Below are 17,058 nucleotides of genomic sequence, written 5' to 3' on the forward strand. Positions count from 1 at the left end.
TCCGGGCGGGAATGCGGAGCATCTTCGCCCTGGGCCCGGTCGAGGACAACCCGTTCCGGGTGCTGCTGAAGGACGTGGCGGTGCTGCTGGTGCTCGCGGTGGCGCTGCTCGTGACGACGGGCGTCGGCTTCGTCGCCAACACGATGGTCGACTTCGCCCTGGAGCTTGTGGGTCTCACCCAGGCGGCACGCCAGCTGACGCAGCTGGCAGGCTTCACCATCATGCTCGTCCTCGACACGGCGGTGGCGGCCATCCTCCTCCACACCACCTCGGCCATCGACATGCCGCGCAGGGTCCTGCTGCAGGCGGCCCTTTTCGCCGGGATCGGGAGTACCGTGCTGCGCACCGTGAGCGCGTCGCTGCTGGGCGGGCTGGGCAGCTCGCCCCTGCTGGCCCCGTTCGCCGTGATCCTCGGGCTCTTCGTCTGGTTCTATCTGCTGAGCCAGGTCTACCTGATGGCCGCGGCATGGGGTGCCGTGGGGACAGCCGACGCCGAAGCGGCCGAAGCCCGCGCCCACCACGAGAAGGCCGGGACACTCCGCCAGCAGAGCCGGAAGGCACGGCGCCAGCCCTGAGGGCCGAGGGGGATGACGAGGGGTATGACGACGGGTATTAAAGCCAGGAAGGGCGGCACCAGAGGTGCCGCCCTTCCTTTGCCGTCCGTTGCCGGAGCAGGACGTCCCTAGACCCTGCGGGTCAGGATGGCCTGCTTGACCTCGGCGATGGCCTTGGTGACCTGGATGCCGCGGGGGCAGGCGTCCGTGCAGTTGAAGGTGGTGCGGCAGCGCCACACGCCTTCCTTGTCGTTCAGGATCTCGAGGCGCATGTCGCCTGCATCGTCGCGCGAGTCGAAGATGAAGCGGTGCGCATTGACGATGGCCGCCGGACCGAAGTACTGGCCGTCGGTCCAGAAGACGGGGCAGGACGACGTGCACGCGGCGCAGAGGATGCACTTGGTCGTGTCGTCGTACCGCTCGCGGTCCTCGGCGGACTGCAGGCGTTCCTTGGTGGGCTCGTGGCCCTTGGTGATCAGGAACGGCATGATCTCGCGGTAGGACTGGAAGAACGGCTCCATGTCCACGATGAGGTCCTTTTCCACCGGCAGGCCCTTGATCGGCTCGACCAGGATCGGCTTGGAGGTGTCGAGGTCCTTCAGCAGGGTCTTGCAGGCGAGCCGGTTGCGGCCGTTGATCCGCATGGCGTCGGAGCCACAGACACCGTGGGCGCAGGAGCGGCGGAAGGACACCGATCCGTCGTGCTCCCACTTGACCTTGTGCAGGGCGTCGAGCACGCGGTCCGTGCCGTACATGGTCAGCTGCCATTCGTCCCAGTGCGCCTCGTCGGAGACCTCGGGGTTGTAGCGGCGGACCTTGAGCGTGATGTCGAAGGAGGGGATTTCCCCGCCGCCGGCACCGGCGGGCAGCTCGACCTTGGAGGCCGGCTCTTTTTCCATGGTTGGGGTGCTCATCAGTACTTACGCTCCATCGGCTGGTAACGGGTGAAGATGACCGGCTTGGTCTCGAGGCGGACGCCGCTGGTCTCGACGGCGCTCGGGTCCTTGTAGGCCATCGAGTGGGTCATGAAGTTTTCGTCGTCGCGGGTGGGGTAGTCCTCGCGGAAGTGGCCCCCGCGGGACTCCTTGCGGTGCAGGGCGGCCGCCGTCATGACCTTGGCCATGTCCAGCAGGAAGCCGAGCTCCACGGCCTCAAGGAGGTCGAGGTTGAAGCGCTTGCCCTTGTCCTGGACGGAGATGCGCTTGTAGCGCTCCTCGAGCCCGTCGATCACGCGCAGCGCCTCGAGGAGGGTCTCCTCGGTGCGGAACACCTGGACGTTGGCGTCCATGATGTCCTGGAGTTCCTTGCGGATCTGGGCGACGCGCTCCCCGCCCTCTGAACTGCGGGCCGTGTCGAGCAGCGCGACGGTATCGGCCAGCGGGTCCGCGGGGATGTCGACGAAGTCGGCGGTGAGGGCGTACTCCGCGGCGTAGATGCCGGCGCGCTTGCCGAAGACGTTGATGTCGAGCAGCGAGTTCGTGCCCAGCCGGTTCGAGCCATGCACCGATACGCAGGCCACCTCGCCGGCGGCGTAGAGCCCGGGCACGATGGTGTCGTTGTCCTGGAGGACCTCGGCCTTGATGTTCGTGGGGATCCCGCCCATGGCGTAGTGGGCCGTCGGGAAGACCGGCACCGGCTCGGTGTAGGGCTCAACGCCGAGGTAGGTGCGGGCAAACTCGGTGATGTCCGGGAGTTTGGCGTCGATGTGCGCGGGCTCGAGGTGCGTCAGGTCGAGCAGGACGTAGTCCTTGTTCGGCCCGGCGCCGCGGCCCTCGCGGACCTCGTTGGCCATCGACCGGGCGACGATGTCGCGCGGTGCCAGGTCCTTGATGGTGGGGGCGTAGCGCTCCATGAAGCGTTCGCCCTCGGAGTTTCGCAGGATCGCGCCCTCACCGCGGGCGGCCTCCGACAGGAGGATGCCCAGCCCGGCCAGGCCCGTCGGGTGGAACTGGAAGAACTCCATGTCCTCGAGGGGGATGCCGCGGCGGAAGGCGATGCCCATGCCGTCACCGGTGAGGGTGTGGGCGTTGGAGGTGGTCTTGTAGACCTTGCCGACGCCGCCGGAGGCGAAGATGACGGACTTGGCCTGGAACACGTGCAGCTCACCGGAGGCGAGGTCGTAGGAGACGACGCCGGCGACGCGCTTCTGCAGCCGGGTCACGCCGTTCTCGGTTACTTCCTGGTCGACCATCAGCAGGTCGAGGACGTAGTACTCGTTGTAGAACTCGACGTTGTGCTTGACGCAGTTTTGGTACAGCGTCTGCAGGATCATGTGGCCGGTGCGGTCCGCGGCGTAGCAGGACCGGCGGACGGGGGCCTTGCCGTGGTCGCGGGTGTGGCCGCCGAAGCGGCGCTGGTCGATCCGGCCCTCGGGGGTGCGGTTGAACGGCAGCCCCATCTTCTCGAGGTCGAGGACGGCGTCGATCGCTTCCTTGGCCATCACCTCGGCGGCGTCCTGGTCGACGAGGTAGTCACCGCCCTTGACGGTGTCGAACGTGTGCCACTCCCAGTTGTCTTCCTCGACATTGGCGAGGGCGGCGCACATGCCGCCCTGCGCGGCGCCGGTGTGTGAGCGCGTGGGGTAGAGCTTTGTCAGTACAGCCGTGCGCGCCCGCTGACCGGACTCGATGGCCGCGCGCATCCCTGCGCCGCCTGCTCCGACGATGACGACGTCGTACTTGTGGACCTGCATGCTTGTCGCTCTTTCTGTTGAAACAATGAGGCGGCCGCCGGGGCGGCCTGCGCCGCTACGCGGTGGGGCAGTAGGAGGCGACGTGGGCCACGCCGTCGATGACCGGGCAGGGATCGAAGGTGAAGATGACCAGGGTGCCCAGGAGGATGATGACGACGGTGGCCGTGTAGAGCACGCCCTTGAGCCACATGCGGGTTGAGTTCTTCTCCGCGTAGTCGTTGATGATGGTGCGCACGCCGTTGGTTCCGTGCAGCATGGCCAGCCACAGCATCGCCAGGTCCCAGACCTGCCAGATGGGGCTGGCCCACTTGCCGGCCACGAAGCCGAAGTCGACCTGGCTGATGCCGTCGCCGGCCACCAGGGACGTCCACAGGTGGACGAAGATCATCACCACGAGGACCACCCCGGACAGGCGCATAAACAGCCAGGCGCCCATCTCGAAGTTGCCCCGGGAGGAGCGGGTGCGGGAGTAGCCGGGGGAGACGCGCCCCGAGCGGGGGCTTTCTACAGTGGGAACAGCCATGGCTTAGTGACCTCCGAAGACAACCGAAAGATGGCGGATGGAGAAGGCGAGCATTGTCAGCGCCCAGAGGCCGACGACGCCCCACAGCATCTGGCGGTGGTAGCGCGGGCCTTTCTTCCAGAAGTCCACGGCGATGACGCGGAGTCCGTTGTAGGCGTGGAACACGATGGCGCCGACCAGGCCAAGCTCGCCCAGGCCCATGAGGGGGTTCTTATAGGCGGCAATGACCGCGTCATAGGCTTCCGGTGAAACCCGGACCAGCGACGTGTCCAGGACGTGGACGAGGAGGAAAAAGAAAATCACTACCCCGGTGATGCGGTGTGCTACCCACGACCACTGGCCCTCGCGGCCACGGTAGAGGGTGCCAGCTGGTGTCTTCGGCATTGAATTTACCTCCCTGCATCGCACGGGCGTTAGCGTGTCTTCCACGCAGGAATGTCGCCGGTGCGAGAGCACTCTAAGTCAAGGATAATCTAGGCCGGTGACGGGCCGCCTTCAATTTAGGCTCCCCTATACTGTGAGGCTGTTCACATTGACGGAGCGGGCCGCGGTACGGCTGTTTCCAAAATCGTTCCCGCGCGTCCCGGAGGTGTCAGCTAACGTGGAAGGCGATGACTACCGAAAGGGCAGCCGCCCAACCCCAGGACGTGTTCGACCGCTTCCACGCCGTGATCCCCGCGGGAGGGGTCGGCACCCGGCTGTGGCCGCTGTCCCGCGCCGCTGCGCCGAAGTTCCTCCACGACCTCACCGGCTCCGGCAGCACCCTGATCCGGGCGACCTATGACCGGCTCGGCCCGCTCTGCCCGGGGCGCACCATGGTCGTCACCGGGGTGGTGCACCGCGGGGCGGTCCTCGCCCAGCTGCCCGAGCTTGAGGACACCAACCTTGTCCTCGAGAGCGAGCCCAAGGATTCGGCGGCCGCCATCGGGCTGGCCGCGGCCATCCTGTACCGCCGGGACCCGGACATCATCATGGGCTCCTTCGCCGCGGACCAGGTGATCACCCCCGTCGACGTCTTCCAGGACGCGGTGCGCGAGGCGATCCACACGGCCGCCCAGGGCTATATCGTCACTATCGGCATCGAGCCGTCGCACCCGTCCACCGGGTTCGGCTACATCCGGGCGGGCGAGCCCCTCGACATCGCGGGGGCGCCCAGCGCGCACGCCGTCATCGAGTTCGTCGAGAAACCCTCGGAGCCGGTGGCGCGCGGCTACCTAGAGTCGGGCAAATACAGCTGGAACGCCGGCATGTTCGTGGCGCCGGTGGCGCTGATGCTCAAGCACCTCGAGGCGAACGAACCCGAGCTCTACGCCGGCCTGAGCGAAATCGCCGACGACTGGGACACCCCGCGCCGGGTGAAGACCGCGCGGCGGGTCTGGCCGTCCCTGCCGAAGATCGCCATCGACTACGCCGTGGCCGAGCCCGCGGCGGCCGCCGGCGACGTCGCCATGATCCCGGGCAGGTTCACCTGGGACGACGTCGGAGACTTCGCCGCGATCGGCAGGCTGCACCCGGCCACCGAAACCAGCAAGATCACGGTGATGGGGGAGGGGGCGCGGGTCTTCGCCGAAAACGCCTCGGGCATCGTCGTTTCCGATACCAAGCGGGTGATCGCCCTGATCGGCATCAACGACGTCGTCATCGTCGACACCCCCGACGCGCTGCTGGTGACAACCAAGGAACACGCCCAGGAGGTCAAGAAGGCCGTGGAGCACCTGCGGGCCAGCGGCGACACCGACGTCCTCTGACCCGGCCGCGGACTGGATCGGGCCCGCCCGGGGGCCGGTCCCGAGACCGTCGGTGACGCCGGCCGGTGCCCGCTTTAGAGTTCCGGGGGCGCGGGTCGGTAGGCTTGGAGCGTGGAACTCAAACGCCCCGACGCAGCAGTACCGCACATAGGCGTGTGGCTCGCCCCCCTGCTCGAAGAACTGACCCACTTCCGGCGCGACCTCCACTCCCACCCCGAGCTTTCCTACAAGGAATACCGGACCACCGACCGCATCGTTGAACGCCTGGAGCAGGCCGGCCTGCAGCCCAAGCGGCTTGAAAACACGGGCGTGTGCGTCGACATCGGGCAGGGGCCCATCAAGGTGGGCCTGCGCGCAGACATCGATGCTCTGCCGATCGTCGAGGAGACCGGCCTGGCGTATGCCTCGGTCAACCCGGGCGTGGCCCACGCGTGCGGCCACGACATCCACACCACCGTCATGGTGGGCGTGGCCCTGGTGCTCGCCTCGATCGACGCCCAGACCCCCCTCGACGGCACGGTGCGCATCATCTTCCAGCCCGCCGAGGAGACGATGCCCGGCGGTGCGCTCGAGGTGATCGCCCAGGGCATCCTCGCCGATGTTCCGCGCATCCTCGCCCTGCACTGCGACCCCCGCATCGATGTCGGCCAGGTGGGAACCCGCATCGGGGCGATCACCTCGGCCTCCGACACCCTCCGCGTCGAACTCACCGGACGCGGCGGCCACACCTCGCGCCCGCACCTGACCGAAGACCTGACCTTCGCGCTTGCCTCGATCGCCGTCAACGTTCCCGCCGTGCTCTCCCGGCGCATCGACGTGCGCAGTTCGGTGTCGGTGGTGTGGGGCCAGATCCACGCCGGCTCGGCGCCCAACGCGATCCCGGCCCACGGTTTCCTCTCGGGCACGCTGCGCTGCCTCGACGGCGAGGCCTGGCAGTCCGCCGGCGACCTGTTCGACCATGCGGTGCGCCAGGCCGCCGCGCCGTTCGGGGTGGAGGTGCAGCTCGAACACATCCGGGGCGTGCCCCCGGTGATCAACTCCGAGGCGGAGACGGGGCTGCTCGAGGCCGCCGCCCGCGCCGAACTGGGCCCGGACGCCGTCGTCCTCACCCCGCAGTCGATGGGTGGGGAGGACTTCGCGTGGATGACCCAGGAGGTCCCCGGCGCCATGATGCGCCTCGGCACGCGCACTCCGCGCGGTGAGACCTTCGACCTGCACCGCGGCGACTACATTCCGGACGAGCACGCCATCGGCTGCGGCGTGCGCGTCATGGCCGCCGCCGCGCTTCGCGCGGTGCTCGGACTGCGCCACTGAGGAGGGGCAGGACGGCCTTGGTGGGATAAGCTACGGGTAACAAATCCCGAACGATTATCGAGGGCCCGGCAGCGGTGGTAGTGTCGCGCGTCGCCCGCCTATTAGAGTGTTTCCATACTGTGCCGCACACTCAAGGTGCGGCCAGCGCCGCGAACACCAGTGAACACCCAGGCTTCGAGCGCGACTCGTAACAGATTCTCACTGGCGATCTGCCGCGGGGCTAATTTTCTTATCGGAGGAATATTGAAGAACTCACTGCGCACACCCGGGCGCGGCGCCGCCCTTTCGGCTGCCGTCCTTGGTGCGTCGGCCCTCATTCTCAGCGCCTGCGGCGCACCGCCCGCCGAGGAGGCCGGTGGATCCGGCGAGAACCCGGACTACCTCGGCTGCATCGTCTCCGACTCGGGTGGATTCGACGACCGCTCCTTCAACCAGTCGAGCTACGAAGGACTGAAGAAGGCCGAGAAGGAACTCGGCATCGAGATCAACCAGGCCGAGTCCCAGGCCGAGACCGACTTCGGTCCCAACGTCGACCAGATGGTCCAGCAGGGCTGCGACCTCACGGTCACCGTCGGCTTCCTGCTCGCTGACACCACGAAGGAAGCGGCCGAGGCCAACCCGGATTCGCACTTCGCGATCGTCGATGACAACTCGATCGAGGCCGACAACGTCAAGCCGATCATCTACGACACGGCCCAGGCCGCGTTCCTGGCCGGCTACGCCGCGGCAGCGACCTCCGAGACCGGCAAGGTGGCCACCTACGGCGGCATCAACATCCCGACCGTGACCATCTTCATGGACGGCTTCGCCGACGGCGTCACCTACTACAACGAGCAGAAGGACGCCGACGTCCAGCTGCTCGGCTGGGACAAGGAAGCCCAGAACGGCACATTCATCGGCAACTTCAACGACCAGGGTGCGGGCAAGACCAACACCCAGAACTTCATCAACGAAGGCGCCGACGTCATCATGCCCGTCGCCGGCCCGGTCGGCCTCGGCACCCTCGACGCCGTGATCGAAGCCAACGAAGGCGGCAAGAAGGCCACCGTCGTATGGGTCGACTCCGACGGCTTCGAGACCGCAGGCAAGGGCGAGGAGTTCATCCTCACCTCCGTCATGAAGCTCATGGGCGACGCCGTCAACGAGGTCATCAGCTCCGACGTCGAGGGCGACTTCGACAACACCCCGTACATCGGCACCCTGGAGAACGGGGGCGTGGCGCTGGCCCCGTTCCACGACCAGGAAGCCAACGTTCCCGAAGAGCTGCAGGGCGAGCTCGACGAGATCAAGGAACAGATCGTTTCGGGCGACATCACGGTTGAGTCCGCAGCGAGCCCCAAGTAGCACCGAGCAGTCCTTGAACCGCTTCCCTCCTGCGGATCCAATCCCCGGGAGGGAAGCGGTTCGTTTTTGTGGACCGGGACGGGGGCACCCGGTGCCGGCACTTACAACGCAAGTCTCCGCACAGAACAGATTGGGTGGGTTGTGAAACTCGAACTCAAAGGAATCACCAAACGGTTTGGTTCCCTGGTCGCCAACGACCACATCGACCTCGTGGTCGAACCCGGACAGGTCCACAGCCTCCTGGGCGAAAACGGTGCCGGCAAGTCGACGCTGATGAACGTCCTCTACGGGCTGTACCAGCCGACCGAGGGCACCATCCTCGTCAACGACAAGCCCGTGACCTTCTCCGGCCCCGGCGAGGCGATGGCCTCCGGCATCGGCATGGTGCACCAGCACTTCATGCTGGTGCCCGTCTTCACCGTCGCGGAGAACGTGGCGCTGGGCAATGAGACGGTCGGCGCGGGCGGGCTGCTCAACCTCTCCGAGACCCGCACCCGGATCCGGCAGATCTCCGACCAGTACGGGTTCGACGTCGACCCCGACGCCATCGTCGAGGACCTCCCGGTGGGCGTCCAGCAGCGCGTCGAAATCATCAAGGCCCTGGTCCGTGACGCCGAGGTCCTCATCCTCGACGAACCCACGGCCGTCCTGACGCCCAAGGAGACCGACGAGCTGCTCGGCATCATGGGCCAGCTCAAGGCCGACGGGAAGTCGATCGTCTTTATCTCCCACAAGCTGCGCGAGGTCAAGGCCGTCTCCGACGTCATCACCGTCATCCGGCGCGGCAAGGTGGTCGGCACCGCCGAACCCGGCGCGTCAACCACCGAACTCGCCTCCCTGATGGTGGGCCGCTCGGTCAGCCTGACCCTCCAGAAGGCACCGGCCGCCCCCGGCGAGGTGACCTTCTCGGTGCGCGACCTCACGGTGCGCGCCGCCAACGGCCAGAACGTCGTCGACGGGCTCAGCTTCGACATCGCCCAGGGCGAGATCCTGGCCATCGCCGGCGTCCAGGGCAACGGCCAGACCGAGCTCACCGAGGCCATCATGGGCCTCCAGGAGCACGTGAGCGGCTCGATCACCCTCGACGGCGAGGAGCTGCTGGGGCGCAGCGTCCGCGACGTCATCAAGGAGGGCGTCGGGTTCGTCCCCGAGGACCGCAGCGTCGAGGGCCTCGTGGGCACCTTCTCGGTCGCCGAGAACCTCATCCTCAACCGCTACGACGAGGCGCCCTTCGCCCGCGGCCTGACCATGCGCCCCGCCGTGATCGAGAAGAACGCGCAGGAGAAGATCGCCGAATACGACGTGCGCACCCAGTCCGCCTCGGCGGCGGCGGGAACGCTGTCGGGCGGCAACCAGCAGAAGGTCGTCATGGCGCGGGAGTTCTCCCGGCCGCTTAAACTGTTCATTGCGTCCCAGCCCACCCGCGGCGTCGACGTCGGCTCCATCGAATTCCTCCACAAACGCATCGTCGCCGAACGCGACGGCGGCACCCCCGTGATGATCGTGTCCACCGAGCTCGACGAGGTCCTCGAGCTCGCCGACCGCATCGCCGTGCTGTACCGGGGGCGCCTGATGGGGATCGTCCCGGCCGACACCTCGCGGGATGTCCTGGGCCTGATGATGGCCGGCATGCACGCCGACGAGGCCCTGGCGCAGGCCACCGAACTTCAAGGAGGGGACCAGTGAGTCCGCAGGAAAACCCGCCGGTGACACCGGATACCGCCGGCGGCCAGCCGCCCACCCGCCGGGCGGCCCAGGAGGCCGCCCGCGAGGAGGAACGGCGCCTCGAGGCCGCCGCCGAAACCGGCGGCGGACAGGTGCCGCCGCCGGCCGTGCCCGCCTCCCCGGCTGCCCTCGCCCCGGCCGGCCCGGGGGATGAGCAGCCGCTGATGCAGCGGATCATGACCGGCAACGCCCTGGTGGCCGTCCTGGCCGTGGTCCTCTCGCTCATCCTGGGCGGGCTGCTGATCGCCGTCACCGACGAAGACGTGGCCCGGTCCGCCTCCTACTTCTTCTCCCGGCCGATGGACACCATCGGCGCGGCCTGGTCGGCCGCCTCCGGCGCGTACGCCGCCCTGTTCCAGGGCTCGGTCTTCAACGCCGGCGGCGACAGCTTCGCCCGGATGATCTACCCGCTGACCCAGACCCTCACCGTCGCCACGCCCCTGATCTGCGCCGGCCTCGGCGTCGCCCTGGCCTTCCGCGCCGGGCTGTTCAACATCGGCGCCCAGGGCCAGATCCTGATCGGCGCCACCCTCGCCGGCTGGGTCGGGTTCACCGCCAACCTGCCCTTCGGCCTGCACCTGCTGCTGGTGATCCTCGCCGGCATGCTCGGCGGTGCGATCTGGGGCGGGCTCGTCGGCGTGCTTAAGGCGCGCACCGGCGCCCACGAGGTCATCCTGACCATCATGCTCAACTACATCGCCATCAACCTGGTGCTGTACCTGCTGAGCACCCCCGGCTTCCAGCGCCCGGGTTCGACGAACCCGATCAGCCCGCAGCTCGAGGCGACGGCGCTGTACCCGCCGCTGCTGGGCAGCGGCTTCCGGCTCCACTGGGGCTTCGTCGTCGCCGTGCTGGCCACGGTCTTCGTCTGGTGGCTGCTCAACCGGTCCACCGTCGGCTTCGAACTGCGGGCCGTGGGCGCCAACGCCACCGCCGCCCGCACCGCAGGCGTGAGCGTCAGCAGGGGCTACATCCTCGCCATGGCCATCGCGGGAGCCCTCGCGGGGCTCGCCGGTGTGGCGCAGGTCGCCGGCACCGAGAAGGTCCTCACCTCCGGGGTGGCCGCGAGCTTCGGCTTCGACGCAATCACCGTGGCGCTGCTGGGCCGCTCCAGCCCCTGGGGCACCTTCGCCGCGGGACTCCTGTTCGGCGCCTTCCGCGCCGGCGGCGTCACCATGCAGGCCTCGACCGGAACGAGCATCGACATCGTCCTGGTCGTGCAGTCCCTGATCGTCCTGTTCATCGCGGCCCCACCGCTGGTGCGGTCGCTCTTCCGCCTGCCCACCCCGGGAGCCATCCCATCAGCCGGGGCACGCAGGAACCGCAAGACCGCAGCCACCGGAGGCGCAGCATGAGTACAGTCACCACCGCAGCCCCGGACCGCTCCGCAGCACCCGCGGGAGCAGTCCGCAGCTGGAAGACCCCTATCCTGCTGTCCGTCCTGGCCGTTGTCGCCCTGCTGGTCTTCGGTGCGGGAGCACCCCGCAACAATGTGACCTTCCGGCTCTCGGACCCCAATGACGCCATCGTGCTGCCCGACCTGGTGCTGCCCGCCGCGGCGACCGGCTGGCTCACCGCCGTCGTGCTGGCCGCCCTCGCGGTCCTGGCGGTCCTCGCAGTCCGGCGCGGGTCGGCGGTGCCCGTGTGGCTCGTGGCCGTCTTCGCGGTGCTCTTCCTCATCGGCTTCCTCACCTGGGTCGTCGGCAGCGCCAACAACCCCAACGTCGCCCTGTACGGGCTGCTCGCCGGGTCGGTGACCCTGGCCGTGCCGCTGATCTTCGGTTCCCTCTCCGGGGTGCTCAGCGAACGCTCCGGCGTCGTGAACATCGCCATCGAGGGCCAGCTGCTCTTCGGGGCGTTCGCGGCCGCCGTCGCCGCGTCGGTTTCCGGCAGCGCCATCGTCGGCCTGTTCGCGGCCGCACTCGCCGGCGTCATCGTCTCCTTCCTCCTGGCGGTGTTCAGCATCCGCTACATCGTCAACCAGGTGATCGTCGGCGTCGTGCTCAACGTGCTCGTCTCGGGCCTGACCGGCTTCCTGTTCTCCTCCGTGCTGAGCAAGGACGCCGAGACGTGGAACTCGCCCCCGCGGCTTCCGGTGCTGAGCATTCCGGTGCTGTCCGAGATCCCCATCCTGGGACCGATCCTCTTCGAGCAGACCATCGTCGGCTACCTCATGTACATCGCCGTCGCCGTCATCTACGTGGCGCTCTTCCGCTCGCGGTGGGGACTGCGGACCCGCGCGGTCGGCGAGCACCCCAAGGCCGCGGACACCCTGGGCGTCAACGTGAACCGGATGCGCTTTATGAACGTGCTGCTCGCCGGTGTCGTCGCCGGCGTCGGCGGGTCCTTCTTCACGCTGGTCTCGGTCTCCGGGTTCGGCCGCGACATGACGGCAGGGCAGGGCTACATCGCCCTCGCCGCGCTGATCTTCGGCCGGTGGAACCCGATCGGTGCGTTCTTCGCGGCCCTGCTCTTCGGCTTCGCAACGAACCTCTCGAACGTGCTCAGCCTGCTCGGGACCCCGGTCCCGGACCAGTTCCTGCGCATGCTGCCCTACGTCGTGACGGTGTTCGCCGTCGCCGGCCTCGTCGGGCGCTCCCGCGCACCGGGAGCCAGCGGCATCCCCTACGTCAAGGGCTGAGCACCGGGCCCGGGGCCGCACCGGCCCCGGGCCCGGCCGCAGTTCCGCAGCGGCCCCCGAAATGCATGACCCACCTGAACCAGACGAGCTATCCCAACCAGACAAGCGACCCCAACCAGATACAGGAGCGATACCGGTGACCGATCCGGCCCTCGAATCCCGCGACCTCCCCTGGGAGGAGCTGAAGCAGGCGGCCACCGCCGCCATGCAGCGCGCGTACGTCCCTTACTCGAAGTTCCCCGTCGGGGCTGCTGCCCTGATCGACGACGGCCGCATCATCTCCGGGTGCAATGTCGAGAACGCCTCCTACGGGCTGACCCTGTGCGCCGAATGCGCACTGGTGAGCAGCCTGGCCATGACCGGCGGCGGCCGCATCGTCGCCTTCAGCTGCGTCGACGGCTCGGGGAACACCCTGATGCCGTGCGGGCGCTGCCGCCAGCTGCTCTACGAGTTCCGCGCCCCCGGCATGGTGCTGCAGACAGTGAGCGGCATCCGCACCATGGACGAGGTCCTCCCGGACGCCTTCGGGCCCGAGAACCTCTCCTGAATCCCAGCGCGACCCACCCCCACGAACCCCAGAGGTAGAACCATGACCGAAGCCTTCGACGCCGTCGACATCATCCGAATCAAGCGGGACCGGGGCACTCTGACCCCGGAACAGATCGACTGGACCATCGACGCCTACACGCGCGGCGCCGTCGCCGACGAGCAGATGGCGGCACTGAACATGGCCATCCTGCTCAACGGCATGGACCGGGCGGAGATCTCGCGCTGGACCGCCGCGATGATCGCCTCGGGGGAGCGCCTGGACTTCTCCTCCCTGGGTCGGCCGACCAGCGACAAGCACTCCACCGGCGGCGTGGGCGACAAGATCACCCTGCCGCTGGCACCGCTCGTGGCTGTCTTCGGAGTGGCCGTGCCCCAGCTCTCGGGCCGCGGCCTCGGGCACACCGGCGGCACCCTCGACAAGCTCGAGTCGATCCCCGGCTGGCGGGCACACCTGAGCAACGACGAGATGATGCGCCAGCTCGGCGACGTCGGTGCCGTGATCTGCGCGGCGGGAACCGGCCTGGCCCCCGCCGACAAGAAGCTCTACGCCCTGCGGGACGTCACCGGCACCGTCGAGGCCATTCCGCTCATCGCCTCCTCGATCATGAGCAAGAAGATCGCCGAGGGCACCGGGTCGCTGATCCTCGACGTCAAGGTCGGCACCGGCGCCTTCATGAAGACCCGCGAGGACGCCCTCGAACTGGCGCGCACCATGGTCGACCTGGGCACCGACGCCGGAGTGCGGACGGTGGCCCTGCTGACCAACATGAGCACCCCGCTCGGACTCACCGCCGGCAACGCCATCGAGGTTGAGGAATCCGTCGAGGTCCTTGCAGGCGGAGGGCCCGAGGACGTCGTCGAACTCACCGTGCGCCTGGCCGAGGAGATGCTCGCCGCAGCCGGCGTGCCCGACGCCGACCCCGCCGCTGCGCTCCGCGACGGCCGCGCCATGGACGTCTGGAACCGCATGATCGAGGCGCAGGGCGGAGACCCCCGCGCCGCCCTGCCCGTGGCCCGGGAGTCCGAAACCATCTACGCCCCCGCCGACGGCGTGCTGGTCGAACTCGATGCCCTCGCCGTCGGTGTGGCGGCGTGGCGGCTCGGCGCGGGCCGGGCCCGCAAGGAGGACGCCGTGCAGGCCGGCGCCGGGGTGCGGATGCACGCCAAGCCCGGAGCGCTGGTGCGTGCGGGAGAGCCGCTCATGACCCTGCTGACCGACACCCCCGAGCGGTTCGAGCGGGCCCGCGAGGCCCTCGCCGACGCCGTCGTGATCGCCCCGGAGGGCTCCCGCCCGGCCTCGAAACTCATCCTCGACCGGGTCTCCTAGCAGCAGGTCTCCCAGCCCGCTGCTCCCCGCCGGCCCGCACCCGGGCCGGCGGGGAGCGGCGGGCTCCTCCGTGGGCACGGGGATGAGGGACTGGGGGCGGAATTAGGGGGCCCGAATAGGGGGTTCCCCTGATGTGGGCCCGCCCGGCCCCGGCGCAGACTGATCCAATGCTGAATAACGAGGATCCCGCCCGGCGGTGCGGGCCTGCGGCCGGCGGTTCCCCATGGATTTGATGTTCTCCCTGCTCGCCGGGATCAACGATTGGGTCATCGACGCCGCGGCACAGCCCTGGGTGTACCTGGTGGTGTTCGTCTGCTGTACCGTCGACGGGTTCTTCCCGCCCTTCCCCAGCGAATCGGTGGTCGTGGGCCTGGCGTCCCTGATTCTCACCCAGGGCCACCCCAACCCCTGGCTGCTGATGCTGGCCGCCTCGCTCGGCGCCTTTGTCGGCGACAACACCGCGTACGCCATCGGCCGGGGGATCGGGCTGACCCGGTTCCGGTGGATGCGCCGGCCCCGCATGCGCCGCTCCTTCGCCTGGGCGAAGTACGAGCTCGACAAGCGGGCCGCCTCCCTGCTCCTGGTGGGCCGCTTCCTGCCGATCGGCAGGGTGGCGGTGAACCTCGCCGCCGGCACCACCGGTTACCCGCGGCGGCGCTTCGTCGCCCTGTCCGCCCTCGCCGGCGGCGTCTGGGGGGCGTACTCCGTGGGCATCGGCGCGCTGGCCGGTGCGTGGTTCGCCGGCAACCAGCTGCTGGGGGTCGCCGTGGCCATCGCGGTGGCCGTGGTCATGGGCGTGGCCGTCGACCGGGTGCTCAGTGCAGCCTCCGGCAGGGCAATGTCCTCCGTGCCTCCCGTGCTTCCGGCGGTGGCCGGACCGGAGGTTCCCGACATCGACCAGGCCGCCTGAGGGTGCGGCCCGTCCGGGCCCACCTGTAGGGTTGAACGCGTGACGAACTCCTCCCAGTCTCCCGCCCCTGGCCTCTCCTTCGACATCCGCAGCCTCCCCAAGGTCTCCCTCCACGACCACCTCGACGGGGGCCTGCGCCCCGCGACCATCGTCGAGCTGGCGGCCGAGGTGGGGCATGCCCTTCCGGCCTCGGATGCGGAAGCGCTCGGCCGGTGGTTCCGCGACTCCGCCGATTCCGGATCGCTGGTGCGCTACCTCGAGACGTTCGACCACACCATCGCCGTCATGCAGACCCGCGGCGCCCTGGTGCGGGTGGCCCGCGAATTCGTCGAGGACCTCGCGGCCGACGGCGTCGTCGACGGCGAGGTGCGCTGGGCCCCCGAGCAGCACACCGCCCAGGGCCTGAGCCTGGATGAGGCCGTTGAGGCCGTGCAGGAAGGGCTCTCCGCCGGCGTCGCGTCCGCCCGGGCCGCCGGGCGGGTCATCCAGGTCGGCCAGCTCATCACCGCGATGCGCCACGCCGACCGCGGCCAGGAAATCGCCGAGCTCGCCGTCCGGCACCGGGACCGCGGCGCCGTGGGCTTCGACATCGCCGGAGCCGAAAAGGGCTTCCCGCCCTCGCGGCTTGCCGACGCGTTCACCTACCTCGCCGCCCACCAGTTCCCTGCCACCGTCCACGCCGGCGAGGCCGACGGGCTGGAGAGCATCGTCGACGCGCTGATCTCCGGCCGGGCACTGCGCCTCGGCCATGGGGTGCGCATCGCCGAGGACATCTCCCTCGAGCGCGCCGACGCCACCGGGAACGGGGAGGACGGCGTCGAGACCGCCATCCTGGGCCGGGTCGCCGCCTGGGTGCGCGACCGCGGGATCGCCCTGGAGCTGTGCCCGTCGTCGAACCTGCAGACCGGGGCGGTTGAGGCCTTCGGGGCCGACATCGGAAGCCACCCGATCGACATGCTGTACCAGCTGGGCTTCAAGGTCACCGTGAACACCGACAACCGGCTGATGAGCGGGGTGAGCCTGACCGGGGAGTTCGAACTCCTCGCCGACACCTTCGGGTACGACCTCAGCGACCTGCTGGAGCTGACCCTCAACGCCGTCGACGCCGCCTTCCTCCCCCTCGAAGACCGGGAGGCCCTGACGGAGTTCGTGGTGTCCGAGTTCGAGACCGCCGCTTCCTAGGCCGCCATGCCCGACGCACCCGGATCCGCCGACCCGGCGGGCGGCGCCGGCGCCGCGGTCGACCGCCTCGTGGAGGTCATCGCCGTCCTGCGGGCCCGGTGCCCGTGGATGGGTGCCCTCACCCACGCCTCGCTCGTGCAGTACCTGATCGAGGAGAGCTACGAACTCGTCGAGGCCCTCGAGGCGCCCGCCGGCGCGGAGGCGGGGAACCCCGGGGCGCGGACCGAACTGCTGGGCGAGCTGGGTGACGTGCTGCTTCAGGTGGTGCTCCACGCCCAGCTCCAGCACGAGCAGGGCAGCTTCGGCCTGCGGGAGGTCGCTGAGGGGCTGACGGCCAAGATGATCCGCCGGAACCCCCACGTCTTCGCAGCCGACGGCTCGCTGCTGGCCCGCGAGGGGGGTGCGGGCGCCAGCGCCGACGAGATCGCCCGGACCTGGCAGACGGTGAAGGAGCGCGAACGCCCGGACCGCGCCTCGGCCTTCGACGGCATTCCGCGGCACCTGCCCGCCCTCGCCCGCGCCGCCTCGAGCCTGCACCGGGCCGGGACG

The 17,058-nt window shown here is 69.1% G+C and carries 16 protein-coding genes; 12 read left to right on the top strand and 4 right to left on the bottom strand.

The window, feature by feature from the left end; genetic code table 11:
- On the top strand, window positions 1–575 hold a 575-nt coding region (locus tag QZX79_RS02655; RefSeq protein ID WP_294564260.1), incomplete at its 5' end, for a YhjD/YihY/BrkB family envelope integrity protein.
- Window positions 576–682: 107 nt separating this feature from the next.
- Here the strand turns inward: QZX79_RS02655 and QZX79_RS02660 are convergent.
- The 4 genes from QZX79_RS02660 to sdhC are packed head-to-tail and all read right to left on the bottom strand — an operon-like array spanning window position 683 to window position 4,153.
- Window positions 683–1,468 carry a succinate dehydrogenase iron-sulfur subunit gene (locus tag QZX79_RS02660; protein ID WP_294564263.1) on the bottom strand — a complete coding sequence of 262 codons (786 nt, stop codon included), beginning with the start codon at window positions 1,466–1,468 and terminating at the stop codon, window positions 683–685.
- Window positions 1,468–3,246, bottom strand: coding sequence for a succinate dehydrogenase flavoprotein subunit (sdhA, locus tag QZX79_RS02665; protein ID WP_294564266.1), 1,779 nt, complete (start codon window positions 3,244–3,246; stop codon window positions 1,468–1,470). Before sdhA ends, QZX79_RS02660 begins: the two co-directional genes overlap by 1 nt.
- A gap of 55 nt (window positions 3,247–3,301) precedes the next feature.
- Window positions 3,302–3,769 (bottom strand): succinate dehydrogenase hydrophobic membrane anchor subunit, encoded by a 468-nt coding sequence (locus QZX79_RS02670; protein WP_294564269.1) that lies wholly within the window; start codon window positions 3,767–3,769, stop codon window positions 3,302–3,304.
- A gap of 3 nt (window positions 3,770–3,772) precedes the next feature.
- Entirely contained in the window at window positions 3,773–4,153 is a 381-nt protein-coding gene (gene sdhC / locus QZX79_RS02675) for a succinate dehydrogenase, cytochrome b556 subunit (protein ID WP_294564271.1), read from the bottom strand.
- A gap of 227 nt (window positions 4,154–4,380) precedes the next feature.
- Here sdhC and QZX79_RS02680 point away from each other — a divergent pair, with 227 nt between their 5' ends.
- From QZX79_RS02680 to QZX79_RS02730, 11 genes are all read left to right on the top strand, one after another.
- Window positions 4,381–5,517 carry a mannose-1-phosphate guanylyltransferase gene (locus QZX79_RS02680; protein WP_294564273.1) on the top strand — a complete coding sequence of 379 codons (1,137 nt, stop codon included), beginning with the start codon at window positions 4,381–4,383 and terminating at the stop codon, window positions 5,515–5,517.
- 111 nt (window positions 5,518–5,628) lie between these two features.
- A complete protein-coding gene (locus QZX79_RS02685) occupies window positions 5,629–6,831 on the top strand; it encodes an amidohydrolase (protein ID WP_294564275.1) in 1,203 nt (400 codons plus the stop codon).
- 243 nt (window positions 6,832–7,074) lie between these two features.
- A complete protein-coding gene (locus tag QZX79_RS02690) occupies window positions 7,075–8,175 on the top strand; it encodes a BMP family protein (RefSeq protein WP_294564277.1) in 1,101 nt (366 codons plus the stop codon).
- Between the two features lie 141 nt (window positions 8,176–8,316).
- On the top strand, window positions 8,317–9,861 hold the full coding sequence (locus QZX79_RS02695; RefSeq protein WP_294564282.1) for an ABC transporter ATP-binding protein: 1,545 nt from the start codon (window positions 8,317–8,319) through the stop codon (window positions 9,859–9,861).
- Window positions 9,858–11,255, top strand: a complete 1,398-nt coding sequence (locus QZX79_RS02700) for an ABC transporter permease (RefSeq protein WP_294564285.1) — start codon at window positions 9,858–9,860, stop codon at window positions 11,253–11,255. Before QZX79_RS02695 ends, QZX79_RS02700 begins: the two co-directional genes overlap by 4 nt.
- Window positions 11,252–12,541 (top strand): ABC transporter permease, encoded by a 1,290-nt coding sequence (locus QZX79_RS02705; protein WP_294564288.1) that lies wholly within the window; start codon window positions 11,252–11,254, stop codon window positions 12,539–12,541. The genes QZX79_RS02700 and QZX79_RS02705 overlap by 4 nt, the downstream gene beginning before the upstream one ends.
- 136 nt (window positions 12,542–12,677) lie before the next feature.
- On the top strand, window positions 12,678–13,088 hold the full coding sequence (locus QZX79_RS02710; RefSeq protein WP_281274787.1) for a cytidine deaminase: 411 nt from the start codon (window positions 12,678–12,680) through the stop codon (window positions 13,086–13,088).
- A 42-nt stretch (window positions 13,089–13,130) separates the two neighbouring features.
- Window positions 13,131–14,417, top strand: coding sequence for a thymidine phosphorylase (locus QZX79_RS02715; RefSeq protein ID WP_294564294.1), 1,287 nt, complete (start codon window positions 13,131–13,133; stop codon window positions 14,415–14,417).
- Window positions 14,418–14,640: 223 nt separating this feature from the next.
- Window positions 14,641–15,327, top strand: coding sequence for a DedA family protein (locus QZX79_RS02720; protein WP_294564295.1), 687 nt, complete (start codon window positions 14,641–14,643; stop codon window positions 15,325–15,327).
- Window positions 15,328–15,366: 39 nt separating this feature from the next.
- Complete coding sequence (locus QZX79_RS02725; protein ID WP_294564298.1) at window positions 15,367–16,509, top strand: adenosine deaminase; 1,143 nt, start codon at window positions 15,367–15,369, stop codon at window positions 16,507–16,509.
- Between the two features lie 6 nt (window positions 16,510–16,515).
- On the top strand, window positions 16,516–17,058 hold a 543-nt coding region (locus QZX79_RS02730; RefSeq protein ID WP_294564300.1), incomplete at its 3' end, for a MazG nucleotide pyrophosphohydrolase domain-containing protein.

It is taken from the genome of uncultured Arthrobacter sp. (assembly GCF_902805515.1).
Taxonomy (GTDB): Bacteria; Actinomycetota; Actinomycetes; order Actinomycetales; family Micrococcaceae; genus Arthrobacter_D.